Below are 24,311 nucleotides of genomic sequence, written 5' to 3'. Positions count from 1 at the left end.
GTCGCGCGCAAGAATTAAGTCCGAGCAGGCTTTCGTTCGAGGGACACCACGTTGATCCCAACAGTGCAAACTGGCTCTAGCTGAGGACGAACAGGGAGCAGGATGATGGGTGTCGACACGTAACACGATCTACCGATGAAAACTCCGTCGATAGGAGAGGGGCAACCGCGCTCCTGTCGCCCTTGTATATGTCGACTCTCTTGGATCAGGATTCAGACGGACAAACCGCAGATCCCATATAGTCATCGACCGTCTCTGCCGTTCCGGGCGGAGCTACCTGCGATGCCGTATGTCAACAATCCGGAACCCGTCTTCGTTGATGCGATGACGAAGTTCAATGGCGGCGTATCGGATAGGATGTGCCTGATAGGTACGCGCCTCTGAACGCTTGTTCCAAGACGGTCCCGAGGCGACCTGAAAAGCATCTGGGCGTCTACTGATCGGCACTCTGCGAGTGCGCACAAGGTACGACCAGAGTGTTGAAACCGCCACAACTCTGGTTTTGGACGACCGCGCCAGAGACTAGGACGATGCGACCTGAGGAAACGCTCCAACGACGATTATAGCGAAGAGACTTGGGTGGAATCGCCGGACGACCTCTGATGGTCGGCCTGGCGGGCAAAGAGCCGTTTCTCCAATCCAAGGTGCGGACCACGCCCTAAGGAAAATCGTATGATTAAGTCATCTCCCTTTTCGACAATCGCGGCATTGTCGTTTCTCCTAGTGCCGACATTCGCTGGTTCGGCCGCCTTTCCGACGAAAGCTGACACGGTCGCCGCCGCGCCGGAAACAGCAAGGCTCTTCAATGCCTATTTTGATGCAAAGAGCCGGCATGACGTTGAGGCGACCATGGGGTTCTTCTCCCCGCAACTGTTAACCTACACCGACGCGGTTCTCGGGTGGCCGCTGGACAGCTACGATAGCCTGAAGTCAGTTTTTGCCGAGGCGATGCCAAAGTGGGGTTCCGGGAAGTCTTATCCCGTCAGGGTGATTGGAGGTCCTAACAGTGCGATCGTCGCCTTCGTTGACACACCAGAGTTGTTCGGCGGCGAAATCCGCCTGATTGGTGCAGTTGATTTCAAGGATGGCAAGATCATCCGATGGGTGGACTACTGGGATAGCACTGGCTTTCCCACTGACATCTATCGGGCAGTCCGCACGCCGGAGGCCAAATTTCCTACGGACTTCAAGGAGAGCGGCATCAGAAATAACGCGTCACCTGAAATCGGTAAGGCCGCAGCGGGCTACCACGCGGCCGTCTCAAGCGGCGATTTCGGACATCTTGCGGACTTGCTTTCATATGACGTGGTGTACGAGGATGAGGCACTCCGGACCCGCGTCGTCGGCCGCGATGCCGTGACCCGATATCTTGGTCGCATCGTTAAGTCGGCTCCCTTTGGAGCGGGCTCGACGCTTTTACATGTGGTTGGCGGCAAGGCCGGAGGCGGCTTCGAATGGCGTGGGAAGGAAATGCGTGGGATCACTGCGATTGAATTGAATTCGGATGCCAAGGCGACACGGATTACCACGACGTACGATGGACGGCTCCTCTCGGCCGACCTCCGCAAGAGGCTAGTTAGTCTCTCTGCAGAAGAATAGTCGACACAGCAACAGAGCCAAAAGCCGCGATGGCGTTTGTCCCGTCGGTCAGGCCGACCGCCATCTGTGATCGGATCAGTGGTGCGGCCTGATCGGGGAGGAAGCTTCGAGGAGGTTGCGCGGCTCTATCGGGCGAATCCTAGATCGGCGGCTACCGTGCGGGTGCCGGATTCGGGGTCTACTGCTCCACGAAGTTTGGAAAGCGTCCGGCTTCGCCTCGGCGATCTCGCTGACACCGGCCGACAAGACGTCTCGGATCTCGTGGAACGCGCCCTGCTGACGCATCTCGATGAGCGCGGCGGGTTTGTAACCCTCGGGGATATGGCGGCGAACGCTTCTTCGGTGGCTTTCGTCCCGGCTTCGTCGTTGATCTATGATGTTGGAACCGCCAGAGGAGATTCGCCTTGCATAGCAGCGTCTCTGAGGCAGGCGCTTGGTCGCCTCTAGAGCTGTACAGTCTGGGTATCTTGGTGGTGGTTCCCACCAACGTCAACGCACGCCATCCTTTTTCGACTGAAATCCAGTTTGCAATCCATCGAGCTATCAAGCCTGCAATCAGTCGAGCTATCAAGATAGCAATCTACGGGGAATACTGGCTGAGCGAGTGGCCGCCCAACTAGCGGACGCTAATGTCGCGTGGGCGTGAAGCGCAAACGAAGGCCCGCCTCGGGCCTCCGTCGCAGTCTCATCAGGCAGAAATCTTGGCAACGGCCGCCCAGTGTCCGACCATGCCCCTGTTTTCGAGATCAGACAAATCTAGAATTACACGACAACCATCCCTCACGCGCCGCCGTAGTAAGGCTGAGCTATCAGAGTTCGTGTGGATCAATCCGTTTTTGAGGCGGTTTAACAACTGGGAACGCGAAAACGCAAGCTCGGAGGCGAGCAAGCGATCCAAGCGTGTACTGACCGGGAACGGGACCGAGAATTCTATCCCCAAATCTGTCCAACCGAGAGCGTCCCCTACCACCTCCTTCGTGACCTCCACGTCCGCGAACTCGTCAATCCGTTGAGACTTTCTTTTCAGAGCTTCAAGGTTGAAGGCTGCCGCCTGAATCCAATTCGGATCGTTTGATTGCAGCGCTTCGAGCGTGGCGGGATCGATGTCCCGTACACTTCGCCTTTCGAAGATGGAACGGTTCCACGTCTTGTCGCACGTCGTGCACTCATAAATGAGCCACGCGTCGAGCTTCCGACCGTTCGCATTGAGCCTGATCTTGTTGCTGCATTGAAAGGCGTTGAGACCTCCACAACCGCTGCAAACGAGCCAAGGCTGCGGGGCTGTTGTAGGGATTATGGTCCAGCGGACCTGAAGTATATTGCACATATTGTCTTGGTCTTCCGTTCGGAAGTTCACCAAGATGGATGCGTGAGAGCCCGTTCGGGCGCGGTATGGCGTTTCTGGGGTGGCTGAAGAGCTTTTTGCGGCGAAGGCCGCAGATGGCACATGAAACGATGCCAAACCGGTCTCATGCCGCCACCCCGTGAACACAACTACACAACGGCAAACCTGCGTTGCCGCGTGTGTGGGTGAAACTGGATTGAGACCGGGACTTACTTAGGCAAAGCGAACCTCTGGATGCCAATGCTCTTCAACCACAGCGGTAGCAAAATTAGGAACGCGATGAAATCTACGCGAGCACAAAAACGCGGCGTGATGCAATTCTGCAACTTATAAGAGCAGTTTGAAGGCGCTATCTTTTGGCGGTTCCAACGCACCTCCTCCAGAAGCGCCACCTCGTGACAAGGTGTTTGATACCGCAAGGGAAAGAAAGCGGCCATGCAGATTGTACTTCGACCTGCTTCTATAGCCGACGCACCATACTTGCTCGAACTAGAGGAGGTCTGCATGCGTCAGTACGCGGAAGCGTTGTGGGGTGCCTGGCAGCCGTCAAGCGAGGAAAATTTCGACGTTTTTGGTCACGAGGTCATCGAGCAGGATGAACTTCAAATCGGTTGTGTCGCAACGACATGGAATGATGATCACTTGTTCATCGAGAAGCTCTACATCGCTCCAGCTTTCCAAGGCAAAGGCATTGGAGCACGCGTCTTGAAGACGAAAGTCGCTCAGGCGGCTCGACGGGGGATGTCGACGAAGCTGAGCGTCCTACGAACAAACCCTGCGGATCGGTTTTATCGGCGCGAAGGTTTTGCCCTAGAGTCCGAAACAGTTGAGCGTCTTCTATTCGTCAAAGCCATGTAGGAAGCGGAGGTTACGGTTCACCGGGCACTGGGCCAACACAAGTAATCGGTACCCCCGTTCAGCAAAACGATTAGCGAGTGACAATTGGATGCCTCGATATGTTTCTCTGTCTGAAGCGGCACGCCACCTAGCGACCGCCGAGCGCGTCCTGGTCATTGGATGTTCGGGCGGAGGAAAGACGACGTTCTCTGTAAAGGTCGCCGAGCTGCGTCACCTGCAATTTCTATCGCTCGACCGGGACGTGCGATGGCTTCCGGGGTGGGTTGAACGAGATCGAGCTGAACAGAGAGACATCATTAGGCATCTGGTGCAGGGCAAAAATGGGTCATGGACGGCAGCGGCGCGTCTTCTTTCGACATCAGGTTGCCGTGCGCTGAGCTGGTCCTCTGGGTCCGGGTGCCCAGACGTACCGCACTGATCGGTCTGCTGAAGCGTGTCTCTCGCTATTATGGGTCAGTCCGCCCAGCGATGGCGGACGGCTGCCCTGAGCCCCTGCCTGATCGAGAGTTCCTGTCGTACATTTGGAATTTCGAGAAGAGATACGCGCCACAATTCATCAAGCAAATTGATCGGTATGGCCCCAATGTCCCTGTAGCGGTGCTGCGCTCCCATCGCGAAATGGATACGCTTCTTCAACTTGCCAGTCGGCCTATCCACGATGTGCCATGACTTCTTCGGGGCCAGTGGCCGACTTCCGCCTCGCGCCGCCACAAGCGGACGTTGACACTCCTCCCAATTTCAATTCAGGTGAAGCCAAAGGGGGAGGACCCATGCCCGGCGAACTAACTATGAGGGTTGTGCGAGAAGATTCCGCCCGGCGTGTCAGCGTGTATTCTCGTTCTGACGGGAAATACGAATATGTCGAAGAGGTGCTCTCTGAATGGGATGACAGCCCGCCCTCTTGGGTCGGAGAACGTACGTCAGGCATCCTCGCGAGCGCCAAGGATGCCATGGCAGAAGCAAGACAGGTGATAGAATGGATGCGGCTTCCATCGGCGACAAATAGTCGACCCACGGACGTTGACGTACCACTTCGGAGGTGGCGGCCAATCGGTGTTGCCGAGCGTGCCCTTATTATGCACTTGGTCAGGCAAGAGTTTCCGGGAAGAGCCGAAATCCTGGAACAACTCAATTCTCTGGAAGCTATGCGGATTGGTTTTAGCAGCAGCCTAAAGCTTCGCAGTCAAGGGCCGTACGCCGAGGTTAAAGACAGTGACGCTCCGTCCTCGCGGCCGAACGACCGTATTCCCGTTGAAGGATTTTATGACGACGTCATTGATGAAACTAAGGGAATGTTGGGTATCGCGGCCCTCGTGAGGCTCGCATTGCATGTGACTGGTGGAGAGCTATCAGAACTTGAAATATACAAAGAGAATGGAAAGCCCATTCTCATCGATCCCTATGAGATTGATCTGTCGAGGGTTCATTTCTATTGAAGGGTACAATTTACCTTGCGATCAGGGCTCCGCTCCAACGTCCGCTTCGGGCCCGAAGGCCGCCATGGAACATAAGCGCCATAAGCGGTCATAGACCCAATTGTCGCAAACGGTCGTTTCGCTCCCATCAAAGGTAGTGGAGGCTCTGCTTTGTCTTCCGAAGAGCGGTATTCGCCTCTATGCTGGAACATCGAGTATAGGAGCAGCAACATGATCGTCGCGCAGGTTTCCGATGTTCACGCTGCGCCAGGCAACGGAAACATGTCGAGGCTCGTCCGCGCAGTGTCATGGCTTGCCGAGGTCAAGCCTGATGCGGTTGTGGTGTCTGGGGACCTTATCGAGGAGGGATGGACAGAGGGATACGCTGAGATCGGGGTTCGTCTTAGCGTGTTGAATTGTCCTGTTTTAATGGTGCCAGGGAATTCAGACAATTGTTGTGCACTTAAATCGGCGTTCCCGAACCGATACGGTGCGGTCGATAATGGCGACGCTATTCATTTCAGCGCCCAGTTCGGTGCAATTCGACTGGTGGGACTAGACACTTCCCTGTCTGGAACGGCGGCTGGCGACGTCGCTCAACATCTGGGCTGGCTGAAACAAGCGCTGGATTTGCCAGGAGCCCAGTCAACGCTCCTCTTCACGCACCACCACGTCGTGCCATGCGGGATTCCACCGATGGACGCCGTGATCGCGCAGGGAAGAGAGGAGCTAGCAGCACTTTTGACCCGGCGCTCCCTTAAGCCACTGGCGATTTCGTCCGGTCACGTGCATCGACCTATGAGCGCTACGCTGGCGGCAATACCCGCCCACATTTGCGGCTCGATCTGCGGCGCAAACCCGCTTTGGTTTGGAGGCCCTAACATTCCTGCCGTGAATGATCCGCCCATGATTATGGTCCATCGGCTCACCGCCGATGGACTTGTCAGCAGTCACGTAGCCGTCTGAATGTCCGCTTCGGGCCCGATTGCCGACTATTGCGGATATCATGTCATCCACCATGGCGGCCTGTCTCCGTTGCCATTGGGCGTTTCAGTGGGTGATCGGAAGAGTCAATGAAGGACCTGTTCGTGGTGACGCATGCACAATCGATCCACCACATCGAGAAGAAGGTGGGAGGGTGGTACGACACCGGCCTTACGGAACAAGGTCACGAGGACGCCCGGGCGGCCGCTGAGAGATTGGCAGGCATTGTCAACCACGACGAGGTCGAGATTTTGAAGCAGCTGCAAATCATCGACCGGCAAATCACCCGCCGGATGACAGCGATCCTGCCACAGATCGCCAGGCGCCAATGCGGCTATAGGCGAGGCAAGGCGCCCGATGGCCGCACGTTGCTCGAGCGTTATCGTGCCAATCTTACCGGCCTGACCGCCGAGCGTCAGCCAGAGGTCGATGCTCTATCGGGAAAGCTGGCTCGGCAGGATGCTGCGATCGCAGCGCTACGCGAGCGTATGTCCTCGGCCGCCCCACACCGGAACCCGGGTCCTGAGGACTGACGACATGGCAACAATAGGCGACCTCGAGCGGAAAGCCGGGATCGGATCTTCCGATGTTGGGCGAACTGCATTCTGGTTCCAGTTTCATCATCTCGAAGGGAAAGCATGCCTCGATGCGGGCGTGGCCGAGCTCAAGCTGATGATCGCAGAGCGCAACCTGACTTTACTACGTGCCGCCAAATCCAAGCGCCAGCGATGGCCAGTCCTGAGCGACGATCAGGAGCTGCACTACGAGCTTATGCCGCCAGGCATGGCCGTCGCTGGAAAAGCATCCTCAACAATGTCTGGATGGGTGGGCCTCCTTATGACGATGGCGGGATATTGCGCGGTCTTCGTAACACCCATGGTCCCACATCGCTTCAATCCTACCGGTTGCCCAAGGCAGAATTGCGCAGCCAGTCCACCGGGAATGCAGCGTCCTCGAACCTGAGCATCGGCAAAAGCGACGAGTAGACCGGGCTGGAGCCATATCCCTATCGTGTCCGGGGGTGGCTCCGTGACGGTTTGTCCTTCGGTTTTGCTGCGGCCTGAACCAGCTGCCGTCCGCTTCAAGGCCGCTATCGCGCCGCGGGGCGGCCGGAACCCGCCGTCCTTCACGGAGCAGCTTAGCTCGACCTCGCAGGGCAGTTGCCCTGCTTGCTCGCAGATCGGCTCCGCTTGGCCTGGTCAGGTCCGGACCTTGAAGCGCCCGTCTTCCGCCGGTTCGGGTCGACCGCACCGAAGGGCAAGCCGGCACGGGGCCGGAACCGCTTCGGCTCGAAAGGAAGAGACATGGCCAAGCCCGCAACCAATCGTCGCCAGACCGCACGGGTCGTTCAGCTCCGCAAGGGCGCCACCGTCGAAATGGTCCGCCTCACCTGCCCAGACAGCGCCCAGGCGATCAAGATCGCCGAAAGCTTCGGCACTGCCGTCATCGACAGCGACGGCATCCGAGACCTCCACGAACGGCTCATCATCGAAACTGCGGATGCTCTTAGCGAGGGCCTCGGTGAACGGGCCATGCAGATCCATCTGCAGCGGATCGTCGGCGCTTATGTCGGCTCGGCCCACGGCGCTGGCCAGTTTTACAGCAACGCCGTCACGCAGGCACGCGCTGCCACCGCCAAGGCGGCAAACGACGCCCGCGATGAAGACCTCGACGGTCCCGCCGGATACGATAGTGCAGCCCACCGCAAGCGGGAATTCGCCGCCGATATGGGTATCCAGGCCCACGCATTGCGGATGGCAGCCGAAGGTGCCGTCGCCGCCTACAAGCACATCGTCGGCGAGAGCTGGAAGCCGTTCGATCGACCAGTCGAAAATCCCGGACATTCCGTGGATCGCAAGGCGGTCGCAGCCCAAATGTCCGCTTTCGACTGACACCTTGCGGCGGGGTGCGCCCCGCCCCTCATCGATAAAGGCCGCCCCTTGGGTGCGGCCTTTTTTCATGCCGACTCTCGATAGAGGGAAGGAGAAAGGAATTTGATCGGCCGTTGCGGCCCGTCTCGGGCGTCGGACCTGCAGGAGCCGCCCACGTCAGGCAACGGCTTCGCCGTCCTCCACTCCGTTTCGGCCGTTCCGGTGCAGCCGTCGGCTCCTGGCTCCTGCCCTTGGCCTCCGCGACGGGGCCGCGTGGCGCGGCTCCAGATAGTGGAGATGAGAAATGAGCAAGAAGATCGCAAGCCAGCGCACCGACATCTATTCCCGGATCACCGATCGAATCATCGAGGACCTCGCCAACGGGGTCCGACCCTGGATGAAGCCCTGGAATTCCGCAAACACGGATGGCCGGATCACCCGCCCGCTCCGACACAATGGCCAGCCCTATTCGGGAATGAACGTGCTCTTGCTATGGTCTGAGCAGATGTCGCGTGGCTTTGCGTCGCCGATGTGGATGACGTTCAAGCAGGCCTTGGAGCTCGGGGCCGCCGTTCGAAAGGGCGAGACCGGATCGACGGTCGTGTTCGCGAGCCGGTTCACCAAATCCGAAGCGGACGGAAAGGGTGGTGAAGTCGATCGCGAAATCCCGTTCCTGAAAGCCTACGCGGTGTTCAACGTCGAACAGATCGACGGTTTGCCCGAGCATTTCTACAGCCGGCCGGAGACCGTACTCGATCCCGTTGAACGGATCGAGCAGGCGGATCGTTTTTTCCGCAATACCGGCGCGGTCATCCGCCACGGCGGAAATCAGGCTTTTTATGCGCCCGGTCCTGACATCATCCAGATGCCACCCTTCGAGACCTTCAAGGACGCCGCAAGCTACTATGCCACACTGAGCCATGAAATGACGCATTATGCCGTAAGCCGGATTATGCCGCATAGCCGATCTTCTGCGTGGAAACTCCTCCATTCGGCCATGCGACGGTTCGGCATAATCGAGGTGCTGACGTGCAACGAGGCCTAGCAGAACAAGGACAGAGAGCGCTACTCCGGGAGAGTCGATGAAGGACGTAAGCTAGGATAGCTCAACGGCTGGGAAGGACTTGACCAAGTCATCAAGCGCTTTCATTTGACCTAAAAACGCCGGGAGCTTGTCCAATGGTAAGGCGCTGGGTCCGTCACACAACGCGCGGTCTGGATCGGGATGGGCCTCAAGAAATACGCCCGCCAATCCCAAAGCTAGCCCGGAGCGGGCAAGTTCAAAGACTTGCTTCCGTCTGCCGCCAGAACTCTTTGCGCTTGGATCGCGCATCTGCAATGAATGTGTGACGTCAAAGATGATCGGCGCGCCTTCGGTGACTTCCTTCATGACGCTGAATCCAAGCATATCCACGACGAGATTATCGTAACCGAAGCAACTTCCTCGCTCACAGATAATCGCTTGGTCGTTTCCAAAATCAGTGAGCTTGTCGATGACGTTTCCGATTTGACGCGGACTCATGAACTGAGGTTTTTTGACATTCACGACCTTTCCCGTCTTGGCAAGGGCTTCGATTAGGTCCGTCTGACGCGCGAGAAACGCTGGAAGTTGCAGGATGTCACAAACCTCAGCGACCACAGCCGCCTGCTCTGGGAGATGAACGTCGGTCAGAATCGGAATATTAAAGCCGTCCCGCACATCCTGCAGTATTCGCATGCCTTCTTCGATCCCAGGTCCGCGGTAAGATTGATTTGACGAGCGGTTAGCTTTGTCGAAAGAGGCCTTGAAGACATATGGCATTCGATAGCGAGCTGTCTCGGCTTTCATCGTCTCAGCAACTCTCATTGCGAGGTCGCGGCTCTCCAAAACGTTGACCCCGCCAATAAGCACCATCGGTTTGGTGTTTGAAAATTCAATATCTGAGCCAAGCTTTACCGTCTTCACGTCAACTCCTTGTCCTGCGTCGGACATTGTGCACCTGATTACTGCTACGGATATCGGCCATTACAGCAGGCATTTGCAAGTTCCGCTTTTAGCACTGTCGCCAGTTGCCGCGACGGCAGGCAAGAGGTCAAGCCGCGAGCGACTGGCCCTAAAGGATCCTTTGGCGTGAAGATTACGGCTCCAACAACAAGGAGCGCTGAAATGACAACATCCGACCATGCCACCTGCCTTGACGCTTACCTTGCGTCATTCGAGCGGAGTCTTGCTGCCAGGAACTACAAACCTGCGACCCTGGAAAACTATCGTCACCACCTCCGACGCTTTGGCAGACTTCTGGAGGCCGAAGGCATCGCGCCATCGGAACTGACGGCGGATATTTGCGTCGAATTGGGACGGCGACTGCCAACATCACCCAAATCCCAGATCAGGGTTCCCAATCTTGCAAAGCTGTTCGTCGAGCATCTGATCGAAATGGGCGTGGCGACACGCCCGCCAGTTACTGCAGCTCAGGCCGAGCGCCAAGAACTCCTCGGCAGCTTGGAGCTTTACCTCCTGCGGCAACGCGGTCTCAGTCCACGGTCCGTCAAGCACGTGCTAGGGTTCGGGGCTCGCTTTCTGGCTCATCGCTTTGGGACAGAAAGACTAGATCTTCCTGGGCTTACCGCCCGCGATGTCGTTGCGTTCATGGAGCATGTCATTGTGCGTAAGACACCTTACCGCGACAAGACGTTGTCCACACATTTGCGCGGCTTCTTCCAGTATCTGTTCGCCCGAGGCCTCACTACCGCCAACCTCTCACTGTGCGTGCCCAGCGTACGTAAGCCCTGGGGTGCGAGACTTCCGCGATATCTGTCGCCCGATGATGTGGAGGCCGTGCTGGCATCGGTCGCGACCAATCCACGGCGAGGCGCCCGCGACTACGCTATGTTGCTTTTGATGGCGAGGCTCGGCATGCGCGCCCCCGAGGTTATGGCAGTCCAGCTCGATGACATCGACTGGCGAGCCGGCGAGATTCTAGTTCGCGGAAAAGGACAACGCCATGACCGACTGCCCATCCCGCCAGACGTGGGCGAGGCGATCAGCAGGTATTTGCGCGAGGAGCGGACTTCAACGACAACCCGGACGCTGTTCGTAAGCCATCGGGCGCCCAACCGTCCGTTCAAGGATAGCCAGATCATCAACTCGATCTTGCGGGAAGCGTTCGCGGCAACCGGGGTGAAGCCGCCGACGCCCTATGTCCGATCGCATGTGCTTCGCCACAGCCTTGCGACGAACCTGGTGCGGTCCGGTGCTTCGCTTGAGGAGATCGGCGATCTGTTGCGACACCGATCGCGCGCTACGACGATGATCTATGCGAAGCTCGACACTGATGGATTGCGCTCCATCGTCCAACCTTGGCCAGTCGCGGAGGCTGCCCAATGAGCTTCCTTGCCGAACAGCACCGCTACCTCAGCATCAAAAGACGGCTTGGCGCCGATCTGAGTACGGAAGAACGCATATTGCGTCGCTTCACCGCCTTTGCCGACAAGAGTAGCGCGGAATTTGTCGATACTAGGTTGATCATGCGTTGGCTTGAGAGCCTCCCCGCTGCCAGTGCCGGCACCCGGGGCGCTCGCTTCCGGGTGGCACGTCAATTTGCCCTCTGGCTCCACGGTATGGATCCACGGCACGAGGTTCCGCCCCAAGGGTTGGTGCCCGCTCATGTCCAACGGGTTCATCCACACATCTACAGCGATGCCGAAATCCTTGCGATTGTCGAGCAAGCCCGAACGTTGCCATCGGTGTACGGCATGCGCGGTCTCACAAGTTCGACGCTCTTCGGCCTGATCGCGGTGACCGGCCTCCGCATCAACGAAGCCCTGCGTCTCGACCAGTCTGACCTTGATATCGAGACCGGCGTTCTTCGTGTCCGCTTCGGAAAACTCGGCAAGGAACGAATACTGCCCTTGGATCGAACGGTAGTGCAGAAGCTCGAACGTTATGGGCGTGAGCGAGACCGGCTGCTGGGGCTCAGGTCAGAGGCCATGTTTGTCACCTGCGATGGCCATCGTCTCGGCGATTGCGGCGCACGCTACAACTTCGCGCTGGTTTGTCAGCAAATTGGTCTACGGCCGAGGCAGGATTACAAGCGCCATGGGCGTGGGCCACGCATCCACGACCTTCGCCACACCTTCGCGGTTCGGACAATGCTGAACTGGTATCGTTCCGGCCGGGATGTCGGGCGCGAGATGATCAAACTCACGACCTGGCTCGGCCACGAAAGCCCGGCCAATACCTATTGGTATCTGGAGGCGGTTCCGGAGTTGCTGGAATTGGCTTCCGCCCGGATAGCAACCGCAACGGAGGGGGAGCAATGAAGGCGACGAACTTCCCTGCGCTCATCCAACGCTTCTTCACTGACCGTCTCTGCACACAGATGGAGGCAAGCCCCCACACCATCGCCGGCTACCGGGACACGTTCCGGCTGCTGATACGCTACGCTAGCTCACGGCGTGGAAAGCCGCCCACAAAGCTGACGATCGAAGATCTTGACGCCGATCTTGTCGCTGACTTCCTATCCCACGTCGAGACGGCGCGCGGTAACACGGCACGAACCCGCAATACGCGACTTGCCGCTATTCGCTCATTCTTCCGATACGTCGCGATGACCGATCCGACCTGGCTTCTCCACTACCAGCGCATTCTCTCGATGCCAAGCAAGCGATATGTGAAGGGAAGCGTGACTTTCCTGGACGCAGAGGAAATAGTGGCGCTGTTGGCCGCGCCGGATCGAACGACGTGGGTTGGCCGGCGAGATCACGCCCTGTTGTTGCTTGCGCTGCAGACCGGATTGCGGGCCTCCGAGCTGATCAGTCTGCGCTGCAAAGATGTGGCCCTTGGAGCAGGCGCCCACATCCGTTGCGTCGGCAAGGGGCGAAAGGAACGCAGTACGCCTCTTCGTCGCGATACGGCAAAGCTGATCCAGGGTTGGATTGGGGAGCGTCGTGATAGCGACAGTCCCCTGTTCCCGTCGATCCGGGGCGAGCGGCTCAGCCGTGATGCACTTGAACATCTGGTGCGCAAGCATTGCCTCACGGCATCCCGAGGATGTCCGAGCCTCAGGAGCAAGCGGGTAACGCCGCATACCTTGCGACATAGCACGGCTATGGAACTGCTTCATCACGGGGTCGACCAATCCGTGATCGCGCTCTGGCTTGGGCATGAGTCCGTGGAAACGACCCAGATCTACATCCACGCCGACATGCGATTGAAGGAGAAGGCCCTGTCTCAGATCGTCAGACCGGAAGCCAATCCCGGGCGGTATCGACCCAACGACGAACTGCTCGTGTTCCTAGAGTCGCTCTGATTATGCCGAACCGTCGCATGGCCGAATGGAGGAGTTTCCACGCAGAAGATCGGCTATGCGGCATAATCCGGCTTACGGCATAATGGGTCTTATGCCGATATCGGCATAAGACCCACTGGGTAGCGCCTGAGAGCCGCGTGGGCCGCGACCTATCGCGTTATGCCAAGGATAAAAGCGAGCGGGCCCGCGAAGAACTGATCGCCGAGCTTGGAAGTTGTTTCCTTTGCGCTGACCTCGGGATCGTCCCCGAACTCGAGCCGAGACCGGATCACGCGTCGTACACTCAGTCCTGGTTGAATGTGTTGGCCGGTGACAAGCGGGCAATCTTCCAAGCGGCTGCGCACGCGGAACGCGCGACGGCATTCCTTCACGGGCTACAGCCGGAGGCCGCCAACATTCGGGACGCGGCATGAGTGCTTGAGAGTTCTCAGGCGGTCGCTGCTCTCCGCGGTGGCCGGCTCTGTCAACGTCTCAGCGGGCCAGATCCTCCGTGCTGCTCAAGTCCAGCCTTTCCCAGATCGATGGCTTAGGAGCGGAAGGCTTCAGCTTCCGGGACTGCTTGATTTCGACGCTAAACGGTTTCGTCTGCTTTGCCATAGATCCTCCAGGCGATGATTCGCGGGGTAACTCTGTCGCGGCAAGTTCGTCTCGCAAGCGGACCTTGGTCGGGCGTCATGCGAGGACTGCGCATATCTTGGTCGTAGCTGAGACGGCTTTCTTGATGGCTGCGGCCGTTCGCCTGGGTTCCTGGTGCGGGCCGCCATCGCCATATCCCTTTCCCTTGCCGACAGGGCTCCATTCGCGGGCTCGATGAGGCATGTCTGGCCGGAGATCGGCTACGCCTCGCTCGTATTCCCGCAACGGCGCTCCTAAACTTTCATCCCCTGCCGGAACCCACCCCACTCGACAGGTCGAGCGGGGACCCCAGGTCGCCGTCATTCCTCGCGAAACAAGAAAGTCTCTCCACGCCGCCCTTCACGATGTTTCGGCCCTACGGGTGCGGTCCGATCGTCCCCGGCCTCTGCGACTGCCATCGAGGCCGCAATGGAGCGGCCCGAAACAGCGAAAAGGAATAGGAAAATGGCTACCATCGGCACCTTCACCTCTACCGAAAACGGCTTTACCGGCTCTATCCGCACCCTCGCTCTCAACGTCAAGGCCCGCATTGCCCGCATCGAAAATCCCTCCGACAAGGGCCCGCACTTCCGCATCTTCGCGGGAGCCGTTGAACTCGGCGCCGCCTGGCAGAAGCGCTCGGAGCAGACCGACCGCGACTACCTCTCGGTCAAGCTCGACGATCCGAGCTTCCCCGCTCCCATCTACGCGACGCTCTCCGAGGTCGAAGGCGAAGAAGGCTACCAGCTGATCTGGTCCCGCTCGAACCGGGACTGAGGACCCGAGCCCTGCCCGAAAGGGCGGGGCCTTTCCTTCGGCGAAGACCTAAAGACGACGAAAAACGGATGGTCTGGTGATTAAGTAGTTGACGTCCGCAGCTTCACCCGTTCCGCTGGCTCACTTAAGCAGTTCAGATCGATCTCAGTCCCGATATCGGCTTCCTAACCTCCACAGATTTCCTGCGCGCTTAGGGGCTCGTCTACCAGCAAATCACCCATTAAAGTCGACGTCGCATCGATGGGAGGATGAGCCACGTCGGGCCGCCGTAAGCATCAACACACCAATCCAACCCTGGTTCGTGCCCATCGACTGAGGCCGAAACGGCGTGTGCGCCCCCTATTGAAAGTCAAGGCAGACCGCCAGATCGCCCTCATCGCAGCGCTATTTTTTGGTGCTGCGATGATACTTATCGGATGGCATGCAATTATCGACCACTAAGCCTTCTTCCCATGCGCATAAACAATGTAGGCTTCATGTCCGGTTTACTGAGGCTGAGGACCTCGTAGGAGGCATTGGGGTCATCTCCCATCCCCAACGACCCGGCTGGCATGCCAGGTACCGCAAGACCGGCACTCTGCGGCCGTTCGTTCATGATCTTTTGGACAGCTTCCAGTGGCACGTGCCCTTCAAAGAAATAGTCGCCAACGACAGCCGTGTGACAACCCTTCATGGCCTCCGGTATCCGAAGCTTCAATTTGATGTCGGCAAGCGCGTTCTCGCCATGATGGAGGACAACGTTGAAATCGGCATCTGCCATCACTTTCGCCCACGCCTCGCAGCATCCACAGGTCGGTTCTTTGTAGACGTCCATCTGGAGCTGTGACGCAAGCATCGGCCGCGCCACTACGGTGAACGCTCCCGTGGCGGCCAGGCACATAAACGTTCTTCTTTTCATGCTCGTTTCTCCTTGCGTTGGAGTTCGTAGTCTTGGAGGTCCTCGAACTTCTGGCTGTATGCCATCATCACCATACCTTCGGGGGGCCATATCCATACGGGTGGACAATGCGTCTGAAACGGCTGCGCCATCTACCGACCTGCCGAAGGATACCTCAGCTATTGCCCCTTCTTAATGAAGAGCCGATCAAAGGATAGCGGGGAACCTTTTGGCAACCAAGAGAAACAGGCTCTGGTTCGGGCAGCACGGCATTTCGCCCCATGCCGCAGTTTTATCCGCCGCCGTTAGTTTCTTCACGCTATCCGACATTGGACTGTCGCCACGCATTTTGCGTGTTCGCGGCTTCCGGCACCATTGCAGGCATTCCGCCGGTCATCGCCATCGCGCTCTCAGCCATGCCAATACTCATCGGACCAAGCATGATGCCGAGCGTTGCACGCAGAGATGCTGAGGGGCGAATTTGATGACGCTATCCTGGCGCGGATCTCGGCAAAGGAAGGACCCTCACGAAGAAGCCAAAACGTCCTCCACCATGAGGCTTGCGGGCGGCAGGTGGCGAGGTGCTAGCCTATCATCAGCTTCGCCCGCTTTCGGAAACCCTGGCGAATGGCCTTGACCTTCCCATGGTGGGAAGCCCCAACTATATCAAGTCACATTCAATTGGAGACCACCATGTATAAGTTCGAGATCCAGAACATGACTTGCGCACACTGTGCCAGCACCGTGGAAAAGGCCATTAAGGCGGCCGATCCGGCAGCCTCCGCCAATATTAACCTTGCAGAGAAGAGCGCCAAGGTTGATACAAGGCTCGATCCGGCAACGATCAATGCTGCTATCGAGAACGCGGGGTATCCGTCGCGGTTCAGGCAAATTTGAGAACGAGCGGGTGCATCACAGCCAAGTGGTGCACTCTCTCCCATCGCCGTGCTGCCTAGTTTCAGCCGCGTAATTTGAGTGTCAGGTTGACAATGCTCCGGCAGTGAAAGCTTCGCGAATTCTTGCATCTTTTTCACGCTTTTCGCTGTCGGCGAGAGGCATGTAACGACCAACAGCCTCGGCCGATCTCGTTTGGCCAGATCGGATCGCTTCATGTATCTGCTCGGATCGTCCACCTTGCCCATCAGTAGGAACCCAGTATCTGTTCCAAATCCTTTGGCTTCGCCTGCCCGATGCATGCGTCCTCTCTTCGCCTTGCCGCCGTCCTTTGCTTTCGTCAGCTCGCTGCTTCGGTCGGCCTGTAGGACTAAATGGTAGGTACGGCCATTTGTTTGCTTTCGAACAGACTTCTCACCAGTGCCGTTAGCGAACTGCCAATTGAGGATTTCATCCCTAAACACACGAGAAGCGACTTGACCTTCCCATCATGGGAAGGATTAACTATATGTGCAGTGAAATGAGGAATCCCCCATGACTGCGCTATCCCAATTCGAAAAAAGCAAAGCCCTTCCGATACCGACAGAGTTCGAAATCGAGGGTATGTCGTGCGCATCGTGCGTCGTCCGCGTGGAGAAAGCGATCAAGGCTCTCCCCGGTGTGGACAATGCCTCGGTCAATCTCGCCACTGAACGCGCCAGTGTGGTCTTCAAGGACGTTGTTGATTCAGGCTCCGTTTTACGTGCCATCGAGGACGCGGGCTATCAGGCCAAGGTCGATACGCAGGAATTCGGTGTCGACGGAATGACGTGCGCCTCTTGCGTTGCCCGCGTCGAGAAAGCGCTCAAAGCTGTTCCCGGCGTCATTGACGCCTCGGTGAACCTGGCCACCGAGCGGGCGACTGTCCGTGTGGCAGCGGGTGCTGTGCAGACGCCAGCGCTCGAAGCGGCCGTGAGGAACGCCGGATACAACGTCCGCCGCCTGCACACGGCGCAGACCTCCGAGACAAAAGAACAGCGAACCGCTGAAATCTCCAAGCTCAAGGTCCTGCTGGCGGTCTCGGCAACGCTCACCTTGCCATTCTTTCTACTGGAAATGGGGTCTCACTTTATCCCCGGCGTCCATGAACTGATCATGGATACCATCGGTATGGAGAACAATCTCTACCTCCAGTTCGTCCTGGCAACCATCGTCCTGTTCGGACCCGGCCTGCGCTTCTTCCAGAAGGGCGTACCGAACCTTCTGCGCTGGACCCCGGATATGAACTCGCTGGTCGTGCTCGGAACCACGGCAGCTTGGCTCTACTCCGCCGTGGCCACGTTCGCACCGGGCGTGCTGCCGTCGGGCACCGCCAACGTCTATTACGAGGCCGCAGCGGTGATCGTGACGCTGATCCTGCTGGGGCGCTTTCTCGAAGCCCGGGCCAAAGGGCAGACGAGCCAAGCAATCAAGCGGCTGATCGGCCTGCAAGCGAAGACCGCGTTCGTATCGCGTAACGACGAATTCGTCGAAACGCACATCGAACACGTTATCGTCGGCGACCTCCTCCGCATACGGCCGGGCGAAAAGGTGCCGGTCGATGGCATCGTCGTGACCGGAAGCTCATTCGTTGACGAGTCCATGATCACGGGTGAACCGATCCCCGTTGAAAAGGCAGCCGAGAGCGAAGTCGTCGGAGGCACGATTAACACGAACGGCACTTTCATCTTCAAGGCGACCAAGGTCGGCAGCGACACGCTGCTGGCGCAGATCATCAAGATGGTCGAGGCCGCACAAGGTTCGAAGCTGCCGATCCAGGCTTTGGTGGACAAGGTCACGGGCTGGTTCGTCCCGGCGGTGATCCTCGCTGCCGCGATTACCTTTGTCGGCTGGTACCTGCTTGGTCCGTCGCCAGCCCTGAGTTTCGCGCTCGTCAACGCGGTGGCAGTCCTCATCATCGCGTGCCCATGCGCCATGGGTCTGGCCACGCCAACCTCGATCATGGTCGGAACAGGACGTGCGGCTGAACTTGGCATCCTGTTCCGGAAGGGCGAGGCTCTGCAAAGCCTTCGCGAAGCCGATGTCGTCGCTCTCGACAAGACCGGCACCTTGACGAAGGGTCGCCCTGAACTGACCGATATCGAGGTCCGAGAAGGATATGCGGAAATCGAGGTCCTGCAACTCGTCGCCAGCGTCGAGACCCTGTCGGAGCATCCGATTGCCAAGGCATTGGCGGCAGCGGCTTGGGAACGGGGCATTCGTGCCCTCCCTGTCACCGACTTCCAGGCAAACCCCGGCTTCGGCATTGAAGGGTCGGTCAACGGTCGCAAGGTCCTAGTTGGTGCTGACCGCGCCATGAAGAAAGCGGGCGTTGACGTCGGCCAATTCCGTGAGAAAGCCGCCGCTCTTGGCGATCAAGGGAAGTCTCCTCTCTATGCCGCCATCGACGGCAATCTCGCAGCGATTATCGCGGTGTCTGATCCTGTAAAGGAAACAACCCCGGCAGCCGTGGCGGCGCTTCACGCCCTCGGTCTGAAGGTCGCGATGATCACTGGAGACAACAAACGGACCGCCGACGCAATCGCCCGTCAATTGGGTATCGACGAGGTCGTCGCCGAAGTCCTTCCGGACGGCAAGGTAGAGGCCGTGAAGCGTCTGCGGGCCGGTGGCAGAAAGGTTGCCTTCATTGGCGATGGTATCAATGACGCTCCGGCTTTGACCGAAGCGGACGTCGGCCTTGCTGTCGGCACGGGCACCGACATTGCTATCGAAAGTGCGGATGTCGTGCTGATGTCTGGCGACCTGAACGGCGTGCCGAAGGCCATCGCCCTCAGCAAGGCGACGATCCGGAACATCAAGCAGAACCTCTTTTGGGCTTTCGCCTACAACGTGAGTTTGATCCCGGTCGCAGCAGGCGTGCTTTACCCGGTAAACGGCACGCTGATGTCGCCGATATTTGCGGCAGCAGCCATGGCGATGTCCAGCGTCTTCGTACTCGGAAACGCGCTACGCCTCCGCTCTGTAAACCCATAACCCATGCGAAGCGGGCTGGCCTAGAACGGGCCGCCCGCACTCAAGGAGATCGACCATGAACATCGGACAGGCTGCCAAGGCGAGCGGCGTCTCAGCGAAGATGATCCGCTACTACGAGCAGATCAAGCTGATCACGCCCGCTCATAGAACGGAATCGAGCTACCGAACCTACGCCCACAACGATATCCACACCCTGCGCTTCATCCGCCGTGCCCGCGACCTCGGCTTTTCCGTGGAGCAGATGAAAACCTTGCTGGCCCTCTGGCGCGACCGATCTCGCGCAAGCGCGGACGTCAAGACCATCGCCATGGAGCATATTGCCGAGCTGGAGAGGAAGGCCGCCGCTATCCATGCGATGACGGAGACCCTGAAGCATCTCGCCAACCACTGCCACGGTGATGAACGACCGGACTGCCCGATTATCGAGGAATTCGCCAACGCAAGCGACGAAGAGGATGTTCCAGCCATGAACGCCCGGTTCGGCGTGAACGGTATCAGGCCCGAGCAGCCAGTGCGACGGTAACAGCTTACTCCATTCGGAACCTAACGTGACAGGTCGTGCAGCTCTGCAGCATCAGGTGGAAGGCGTGCTCGGCGGGGATGGACGAAAGCTCGGCCTCGCTCTGGACATGGGTGCCGAGCGGACCGCCGCCCACCGGCTCGCCGGGCTTCATTCGCATGCTGCCGGTCATGACCGTTGGGTTCCTTTCGGCGGCCACGGCGAGCGCCGCCGCATAGGACTTGAGGTCATTTGCCAAACGGTCGAAACGGTCCCGTTCCTCGATGATATTTGGCTTTGCCTTTGAAGCCGGAGATGCAGCTTCCGACGCGAAGTGGTCGATCAGCGTCTGGCCCGACTTGTCTCGAATAAGCTCGGCTGCCCATTTGAACTCAGGCGACGAATAGGTCGACGGCACCTTAAACATTCCAGCAATGGACTTGGTGGCAGCCGCGATTGCCTTCATATCCGCCTGCCGGACGGTCACGATGTCATCCGCGCAAACCGCCGCAGACGCAACAGCCACAAAAATCAATGAACCGACAATAACGGACCTCATGGCATCCCTTCGCTGGCAGGATCGATGAACGAACCTGGCACGGCTCGGCATCGACTTGAATTTGATCGAGATCAATGTCTTACTTTGCGTCTCAGCTATCTACAGACATTGGCAAGATTCAGCCCGATTCGAGTTAGCGACGAGGTTCAAGGACGGAAAGTCATGGTCGCGGTTTTCATCGCAGTCCTGCTCTTCCTTTCCCCTGTGATGCCAGGCTTCACAGCCGACCTCTCCGTTTCTTCCCACACGCGCGTTTCGGCCGACCAAAGTTCTCACGAGGATTGCGACGATTCAAAACCGCACGCTGTCCCTGGCCAATGCTGCGCCTTGCAGTGTCTGGTGTTTGTCGCAGAGGCCGTTGCCCAAGAAGTCCGTCATGTTCCGAGTTTCATTGACGTCGAATACCGGGCACCGGTCGACCGCCTGACCGGCGTGATCTTCCCGCCATCGCTGGGACCGCCCCGTACCGCTGCTTGATCTAACGAGCGTGGCCATGCTCGGCCGCGCGAGCTGGCAACGGAAAACACGGAGTGTCTCGTGACAACGGTACATCATCACGACCTTGAACATATGGCGGCATCGCCACCGCCTACTATAACCAGCGAGCCGGTCATCTATACCTGTCCCATGCATCCCCAGATACGGCAGCCCGGCCCGGGCAACTGTCCGATCTGCGGCATGACTCTCGAACCCGAATTGGTGACAGCTGAGACCGGCCCCAGCGCCGAGCTGATTGATATGCAACGTCGGTTCTGGATCGGCTTGGTGCTTTCTCTGCCGGTCCTGGCGCTGGAGATGGGCGGCCACCTCACAAACTTGCACATGCTTCTCGGCGCGCAGACGTCGAACTGGGTGCAGATGATTTTGGCCACCCCTGTCGTGCTCTGGGCTGGCTGGCCGTTCTTTCAACGGGGGTGGCAGTCCCTGGTCAGCCGTCACCTCAACATGTTTACCTTGATCGCGATGGGAACCGGGGTCGCCTGGATTTACAGTGCGGTCGCAACCGTGTTCCCGGAAATCTTTCCGGAAACGGTTCGCTCAAACGAAGGCGCGGTTGCGGTCTACTTTGAGGCGGCAGCAGTCATCACGGTCCTCGTCTTGTTGGGCCAGGTTCTTGAGCTTCGGGCCCGCGAACAGACGGGCGGCGCGATCCGGGCCCTGCTCGATCTCGCTCCGAAGATGGCGCGACGCGTCAAAACGGATGGTTCCGACGAAGATGTCGGCCTGGATGTCATCGCGGTCGGGGACCGGCTTCGCGTTCGTCCCGGCGAGAAAGTGCCGGTGGATGGCGTCCTCCTCGAAGGCAGAAGCACGGTCGACGAGTCCATGATCACTGGCGAGTCCATGCCTGTGACCAAGGAAGTCGGGTCGAAGCTGATCGGCGGCACCATGAACCAGACCGGCGGTTTCGTCATGGAGGCCGGAAAGGTCGGCCGTGACACGATGCTGTCCCAGATCGTGCGGATGGTCGCCGAGGCACAGCGCTCTCGTGCTCCGATCCAGCGGCTGGCCGACCAGGTGTCGGGCTGGTTCGTGCCAGTTGTTATCGTCATCGCAGTCATCGCATTTGTCGCATGGTTGCTGTTCGGTCCGGAGCCGCGATTTGCCCACGGGTTGGTCGCCGCCGTCGCTGTCCTGATCATCGCGTGCCCCTGCGCCCTGGGTCTGGCAACCCCGATGTCGATCATGGTCGGCGTTGGTCGCGGCGCAAGATTGGGGGTCCTGATCAGAAATGCCGAGGCACTGGAACGGATTGAAAAGATCAACACCATCGTGGTCGACAAGACCGGCACGCTCACCGAGGGCCGTCCGAAGGTGACAACCATCATTCCTGGCGACGGGATGGCGGCTGATGACGTCCTGCAGTTAGCCGCCAGCCTGGAGCGGTCGAGCGAGCATCCGCTTGCCCATGCCATCGTCGTCGCTGCTCAGGAGCAGAACCTCCCTCTCCAAGACGCGCAAGGCTTCGACAGTCCCGTTGGCAAAGGGGTGACCGGGATCGTTGCTGGTAAGAGGCTTATCTTGGGCAGTCACAGGATCATGACTGACACAAACGTCGACGTCCTGTCGATGACCGCTCAAGCGGAGGAACTCCGAGACCAAGGCGCGACGGTAATCTTCCTGGCAATCGATGGCTCGCTGGCCGGTCTCTTCGCCATCGCCGATCCGATCAAAGCGACAACCCCGCAAGCGGTTGATGTGCTGATGGAAGAAGGCGTCGAAGTTGTCATGCTGACCGGCGACAACAAGACGACGGCGGCAGCAGTTGCTCGCAAGCTCGGCCTCACCTCGGTGGAGGCGGAAGTCCTTCCGGAAGACAAGAGCAAGACCGTCTCGCGACTGAGGAGCGAAGGCCGCATCGTTGCGATGGCCGGGGACGGCGTCAATGATGCACCAGCACTTGCGGCGGCCGACGTCGGAATTGCGATGGGCACCGGAACGGACGTCGCCATCGAAAGTGCGGGCGTTACCCTGCTCAAGGGCGATCTACAAGGCATCGTCAGGGCTCGGCAGCTTAGCCGGGCGACGATGCGCAACATCCGGCAAAACCTGTTCTTCGCCTTCATCTACAACGCCGCTGGCGTGCCGATAGCGGCGGGCGCTCTCTATCCCGTCTTTGGAATCCTCCTCTCCCCGATCATTGCCGCAGCCGCCATGGCCCTGTCGTCCGTCAGCGTCGTCGGCAATTCCCTCAGACTTAGGAGCATCGGACTATGAATTCGCGCACCTGGATTTTGATGGCGGCATCACTTGGCATCATCGTCGTGTTCTTCATGCTCCGGGAGCATTGGGCGCACGCCTTTGGCATCCCCCCGTACCTCCTGCTTTTGGCAGGTCCGCTAATGCACCTGTTCCATGGCCACGGTGGTCATGGAGGTCATGACCACAAGGACGGCGCGTGATGACCTACGAGGACTCCGCGACAAGCACCATCGACCTGCAGGCTCCGCCCCAGCAGGTCTTCGCGTTCCTCGATGATCCAACCGTTGTCGTAGCCCACATGCAGAAGCCCTCGCTGATGATGCTGGGGGCCACCACGGAGTACGACGTCGATCCTGGCAAAGGGCAGGCTGTCGGCTCCATCGTAAAGATGCGCGGCAAGGTTCTCGGCATGGAGTTGCTCGTCGAGGAGATCATCACCGAGTGGCAACCACCGTGGCGGAAGTCGTGGCAAACGCTCGGCCGCCCCAAATTGCTGGTCATCGACTCGTACCACATGGATTTCGTCATCAGGCCGATCACACAAGGCTGCCGGGTGACGGTTAAAATTCAATACTCGTATTCCCGCAGCCCCGTGGGCAGCTGGCTGGGAGGAATTCCGGCAAAAGCATATGCGAGGTGGTGCGTAGCAAAAATAACTTCGGAGGCCGGTAATCGCTTCCCTCAGCATCCAAGAAGCGACTGAATGGAGAGCCCACCGCCCAGTCTTAGGCCTTCTCAGGCTGTCATCTTTGGACTTCGGCGCTGCGGGTATTCGCCGGTTTCCTCAATCTGTGGTTGACGCTCAGGCCAGAATTTCCAACGGACCCTTTATGAAAGATTGCGGTTGCCAGAAGCTCTAACAAGCTAATGGGAAGTCTCGCGGATACTAAGGCCATAAGTGTTCAGTCGCAAAAGGGTGCAGGCATTCTATGCCAGCATGTCGCTGGTCACCTCTGCGCCTGGTCTGGAACGACATTAGGAAATCCCAAGTGCGGTTCGGAGCTCTGACATC

The 24,311-nt window shown here is 58.6% G+C and carries 22 protein-coding genes and 3 pseudogenes; 21 read left to right on the top strand and 4 right to left on the bottom strand.

The window, feature by feature from the left end:
* Positions 1–672 precede the first annotated feature (672 nt).
* Positions 673–1,599 (top strand): nuclear transport factor 2-like protein, encoded by a 927-nt coding sequence (locus JNB88_RS22565; protein ID WP_220357355.1) that lies wholly within the window; start codon positions 673–675, stop codon positions 1,597–1,599.
* A 688-nt stretch (positions 1,600–2,287) separates the two neighbouring features.
* On the opposite strand, the gene JNB88_RS22560 is transcribed toward JNB88_RS22565, so the two are convergent.
* Positions 2,288–2,926: a DUF1062 domain-containing protein gene (locus JNB88_RS22560; RefSeq protein ID WP_220357420.1), complete on the bottom strand. Its 639-nt coding sequence runs from the start codon at positions 2,924–2,926 to the stop codon at positions 2,288–2,290.
* 522 nt (positions 2,927–3,448) lie between these two features.
* Between JNB88_RS22560 and JNB88_RS22555 the strand changes: the two genes are divergently transcribed.
* The 8 genes and pseudogenes from JNB88_RS22555 to JNB88_RS22525 form a co-directional block, all read left to right on the top strand.
* Positions 3,449–3,802 carry a GNAT family N-acetyltransferase gene (locus tag JNB88_RS22555; protein WP_220357354.1) on the top strand — a complete coding sequence of 118 codons (354 nt, stop codon included), beginning with the start codon at positions 3,449–3,451 and terminating at the stop codon, positions 3,800–3,802.
* Positions 3,803–3,890: 88 nt separating this feature from the next.
* A pseudogene (locus JNB88_RS33765) lies at positions 3,891–4,471 on the top strand (P-loop NTPase family protein).
* A gap of 101 nt (positions 4,472–4,572) precedes the next feature.
* Positions 4,573–5,238, top strand: coding sequence for a hypothetical protein (locus tag JNB88_RS33760; protein WP_223217283.1), 666 nt, complete (start codon positions 4,573–4,575; stop codon positions 5,236–5,238).
* 150 nt (positions 5,239–5,388) lie between these two features.
* Complete coding sequence (locus JNB88_RS22545; RefSeq protein ID WP_220357353.1) at positions 5,389–6,183, top strand: metallophosphoesterase; 795 nt, start codon at positions 5,389–5,391, stop codon at positions 6,181–6,183.
* Between the two features lie 107 nt (positions 6,184–6,290).
* On the top strand, positions 6,291–6,734 hold the full coding sequence (locus JNB88_RS22540) for a phosphoglycerate mutase family protein (protein ID WP_220357352.1): 444 nt from the start codon (positions 6,291–6,293) through the stop codon (positions 6,732–6,734).
* Positions 6,735–6,738: 4 nt separating this feature from the next.
* Positions 6,739–7,164 (top strand): hypothetical protein, encoded by a 426-nt coding sequence (locus JNB88_RS22535; RefSeq protein ID WP_223217282.1) that lies wholly within the window; start codon positions 6,739–6,741, stop codon positions 7,162–7,164.
* 341 nt (positions 7,165–7,505) lie between these two features.
* Complete coding sequence (locus tag JNB88_RS22530) at positions 7,506–8,093, top strand: hypothetical protein (protein ID WP_220357351.1); 588 nt, start codon at positions 7,506–7,508, stop codon at positions 8,091–8,093.
* 283 nt (positions 8,094–8,376) lie between these two features.
* Positions 8,377–9,009: pseudogene (locus JNB88_RS22525) on the top strand (ArdC family protein); the annotation flags it as partial.
* Between the two features lie 159 nt (positions 9,010–9,168).
* Here JNB88_RS22525 and kdsA read toward each other — a convergent pair.
* Positions 9,169–10,017 carry a 3-deoxy-8-phosphooctulonate synthase gene (kdsA, locus tag JNB88_RS22520; protein WP_476705532.1) on the bottom strand — a complete coding sequence of 283 codons (849 nt, stop codon included), beginning with the start codon at positions 10,015–10,017 and terminating at the stop codon, positions 9,169–9,171.
* A 201-nt stretch (positions 10,018–10,218) separates the two neighbouring features.
* Here kdsA and JNB88_RS22515 point away from each other — a divergent pair, with 201 nt between their 5' ends.
* From JNB88_RS22515 to JNB88_RS22495, 5 genes and pseudogenes are all read left to right on the top strand, one after another.
* Complete coding sequence (locus JNB88_RS22515) at positions 10,219–11,439, top strand: tyrosine-type recombinase/integrase (protein ID WP_220357349.1); 1,221 nt, start codon at positions 10,219–10,221, stop codon at positions 11,437–11,439.
* Positions 11,436–12,374: a tyrosine-type recombinase/integrase gene (locus JNB88_RS22510; protein WP_220357348.1), complete on the top strand. Its 939-nt coding sequence runs from the start codon at positions 11,436–11,438 to the stop codon at positions 12,372–12,374. The genes JNB88_RS22515 and JNB88_RS22510 overlap by 4 nt, the downstream gene beginning before the upstream one ends.
* A complete protein-coding gene (locus JNB88_RS22505) occupies positions 12,371–13,363 on the top strand; it encodes a tyrosine-type recombinase/integrase (protein WP_220357347.1) in 993 nt (330 codons plus the stop codon). Before JNB88_RS22510 ends, JNB88_RS22505 begins: the two co-directional genes overlap by 4 nt.
* A 110-nt stretch (positions 13,364–13,473) precedes the next feature.
* Positions 13,474–13,776, top strand: a pseudogene (locus JNB88_RS22500) (zincin-like metallopeptidase domain-containing protein); the annotation flags it as partial.
* A 667-nt stretch (positions 13,777–14,443) separates the two neighbouring features.
* Positions 14,444–14,755, top strand: coding sequence for a DUF736 domain-containing protein (locus tag JNB88_RS22495; RefSeq protein ID WP_220357345.1), 312 nt, complete (start codon positions 14,444–14,446; stop codon positions 14,753–14,755).
* 427 nt (positions 14,756–15,182) lie between these two features.
* On the opposite strand, the gene JNB88_RS22490 is transcribed toward JNB88_RS22495, so the two are convergent.
* Positions 15,183–15,653: a DUF411 domain-containing protein gene (locus JNB88_RS22490; RefSeq protein ID WP_220357344.1), complete on the bottom strand. Its 471-nt coding sequence runs from the start codon at positions 15,651–15,653 to the stop codon at positions 15,183–15,185.
* A 672-nt stretch (positions 15,654–16,325) separates the two neighbouring features.
* Between JNB88_RS22490 and JNB88_RS22485 the strand changes: the two genes are divergently transcribed.
* The 3 genes from JNB88_RS22485 (at position 16,326) to cueR (ending at position 20,061) form a co-directional block, all read left to right on the top strand.
* On the top strand, positions 16,326–16,529 hold the full coding sequence (locus JNB88_RS22485) for a heavy-metal-associated domain-containing protein (RefSeq protein ID WP_220357343.1): 204 nt from the start codon (positions 16,326–16,328) through the stop codon (positions 16,527–16,529).
* A 531-nt stretch (positions 16,530–17,060) separates the two neighbouring features.
* Positions 17,061–19,538 carry a heavy metal translocating P-type ATPase gene (locus JNB88_RS22480; protein ID WP_220357342.1) on the top strand — a complete coding sequence of 826 codons (2,478 nt, stop codon included), beginning with the start codon at positions 17,061–17,063 and terminating at the stop codon, positions 19,536–19,538.
* Positions 19,539–19,593: 55 nt separating this feature from the next.
* On the top strand, positions 19,594–20,061 hold the full coding sequence (gene cueR / locus JNB88_RS22475) for a Cu(I)-responsive transcriptional regulator (RefSeq protein WP_220357341.1): 468 nt from the start codon (positions 19,594–19,596) through the stop codon (positions 20,059–20,061).
* Between the two features lie 4 nt (positions 20,062–20,065).
* On the opposite strand, the gene JNB88_RS22470 is transcribed toward cueR, so the two are convergent.
* Entirely contained in the window at positions 20,066–20,596 is a 531-nt protein-coding gene (locus JNB88_RS22470) for a cytochrome c (protein ID WP_220357340.1), read from the bottom strand.
* Between the two features lie 162 nt (positions 20,597–20,758).
* Between JNB88_RS22470 and JNB88_RS22465 the strand changes: the two genes are divergently transcribed.
* The 4 genes from JNB88_RS22465 (at position 20,759) to JNB88_RS22450 (ending at position 24,002) form a co-directional block, all read left to right on the top strand.
* Positions 20,759–21,073, top strand: a complete 315-nt coding sequence (locus tag JNB88_RS22465; protein WP_220357339.1) for a hypothetical protein — start codon at positions 20,759–20,761, stop codon at positions 21,071–21,073.
* 93 nt (positions 21,074–21,166) lie between these two features.
* Positions 21,167–23,314 carry a copper-transporting P-type ATPase gene (locus tag JNB88_RS22460; protein ID WP_220357418.1) on the top strand — a complete coding sequence of 716 codons (2,148 nt, stop codon included), beginning with the start codon at positions 21,167–21,169 and terminating at the stop codon, positions 23,312–23,314.
* Positions 23,311–23,499, top strand: coding sequence for a DUF2933 domain-containing protein (locus tag JNB88_RS22455; RefSeq protein ID WP_220357338.1), 189 nt, complete (start codon positions 23,311–23,313; stop codon positions 23,497–23,499). The genes JNB88_RS22460 and JNB88_RS22455 overlap by 4 nt, the downstream gene beginning before the upstream one ends.
* A complete protein-coding gene (locus JNB88_RS22450; RefSeq protein WP_220357337.1) occupies positions 23,499–24,002 on the top strand; it encodes an SRPBCC family protein in 504 nt (167 codons plus the stop codon). Before JNB88_RS22455 ends, JNB88_RS22450 begins: the two co-directional genes overlap by 1 nt.
* The last annotated feature ends 309 nt before the right edge of the window (positions 24,003–24,311 follow it).

This window comes from Rhizobium cauense, assembly GCF_019511525.1.
In the GTDB taxonomy this organism is placed as follows: Bacteria; Pseudomonadota; Alphaproteobacteria; order Rhizobiales; family Rhizobiaceae; genus Rhizobium; species Rhizobium cauense.
Note: the sequence above shows the minus strand (reverse complement) of the source record. Positions and strands in the feature narration are given on the sequence as shown.

What these genes read in the sequence shown, in the direction of transcription:
- JNB88_RS22460 (WP_220357418.1), top strand. Translation starts at nt 21,167, where the DNA reads ATGGCGGCATCGCCACCGCCTACTATAACCAGCGAGCCGGTCATCTAT.
- cueR (WP_220357341.1), top strand. Translation starts at nt 19,594, where the DNA reads ATGAACATCGGACAGGCTGCCAAGGCGAGCGGCGTCTCAGCGAAGATG.
- JNB88_RS22465 (WP_220357339.1), top strand. Translation starts at nt 20,759, where the DNA reads ATGGTCGCGGTTTTCATCGCAGTCCTGCTCTTCCTTTCCCCTGTGATG.
- JNB88_RS22505 (WP_220357347.1), top strand. Translation starts at nt 12,371, where the DNA reads ATGAAGGCGACGAACTTCCCTGCGCTCATCCAACGCTTCTTCACTGAC.
- JNB88_RS22485 (WP_220357343.1), top strand. Translation starts at nt 16,326, where the DNA reads ATGTATAAGTTCGAGATCCAGAACATGACTTGCGCACACTGTGCCAGC.
- JNB88_RS22450 (WP_220357337.1), top strand. Translation starts at nt 23,499, where the DNA reads ATGACCTACGAGGACTCCGCGACAAGCACCATCGACCTGCAGGCTCCG.
- JNB88_RS22480 (WP_220357342.1), top strand. Translation starts at nt 17,061, where the DNA reads ATGACTGCGCTATCCCAATTCGAAAAAAGCAAAGCCCTTCCGATACCG.
- JNB88_RS22455 (WP_220357338.1), top strand. Translation starts at nt 23,311, where the DNA reads ATGAATTCGCGCACCTGGATTTTGATGGCGGCATCACTTGGCATCATC.
- JNB88_RS33760 (WP_223217283.1), top strand. Translation starts at nt 4,573, where the DNA reads ATGCCCGGCGAACTAACTATGAGGGTTGTGCGAGAAGATTCCGCCCGG.
- JNB88_RS22565 (WP_220357355.1), top strand. Translation starts at nt 673, where the DNA reads ATGATTAAGTCATCTCCCTTTTCGACAATCGCGGCATTGTCGTTTCTC.
- JNB88_RS22535 (WP_223217282.1), top strand. Translation starts at nt 6,739, where the DNA reads ATGGCAACAATAGGCGACCTCGAGCGGAAAGCCGGGATCGGATCTTCC.
- JNB88_RS22490 (WP_220357344.1), bottom strand. Translation starts at nt 15,653, where the DNA reads ATGAAAAGAAGAACGTTTATGTGCCTGGCCGCCACGGGAGCGTTCACC.
- JNB88_RS22560 (WP_220357420.1), bottom strand. Translation starts at nt 2,926, where the DNA reads ATGTGCAATATACTTCAGGTCCGCTGGACCATAATCCCTACAACAGCC.
- JNB88_RS22540 (WP_220357352.1), top strand. Translation starts at nt 6,291, where the DNA reads ATGAAGGACCTGTTCGTGGTGACGCATGCACAATCGATCCACCACATC.
- JNB88_RS22515 (WP_220357349.1), top strand. Translation starts at nt 10,219, where the DNA reads ATGACAACATCCGACCATGCCACCTGCCTTGACGCTTACCTTGCGTCA.
- JNB88_RS22530 (WP_220357351.1), top strand. Translation starts at nt 7,506, where the DNA reads ATGGCCAAGCCCGCAACCAATCGTCGCCAGACCGCACGGGTCGTTCAG.
- JNB88_RS22470 (WP_220357340.1), bottom strand. Translation starts at nt 20,596, where the DNA reads ATGAGGTCCGTTATTGTCGGTTCATTGATTTTTGTGGCTGTTGCGTCT.
- JNB88_RS22510 (WP_220357348.1), top strand. Translation starts at nt 11,436, where the DNA reads ATGAGCTTCCTTGCCGAACAGCACCGCTACCTCAGCATCAAAAGACGG.
- JNB88_RS22555 (WP_220357354.1), top strand. Translation starts at nt 3,449, where the DNA reads ATGCGTCAGTACGCGGAAGCGTTGTGGGGTGCCTGGCAGCCGTCAAGC.
- JNB88_RS22495 (WP_220357345.1), top strand. Translation starts at nt 14,444, where the DNA reads ATGGCTACCATCGGCACCTTCACCTCTACCGAAAACGGCTTTACCGGC.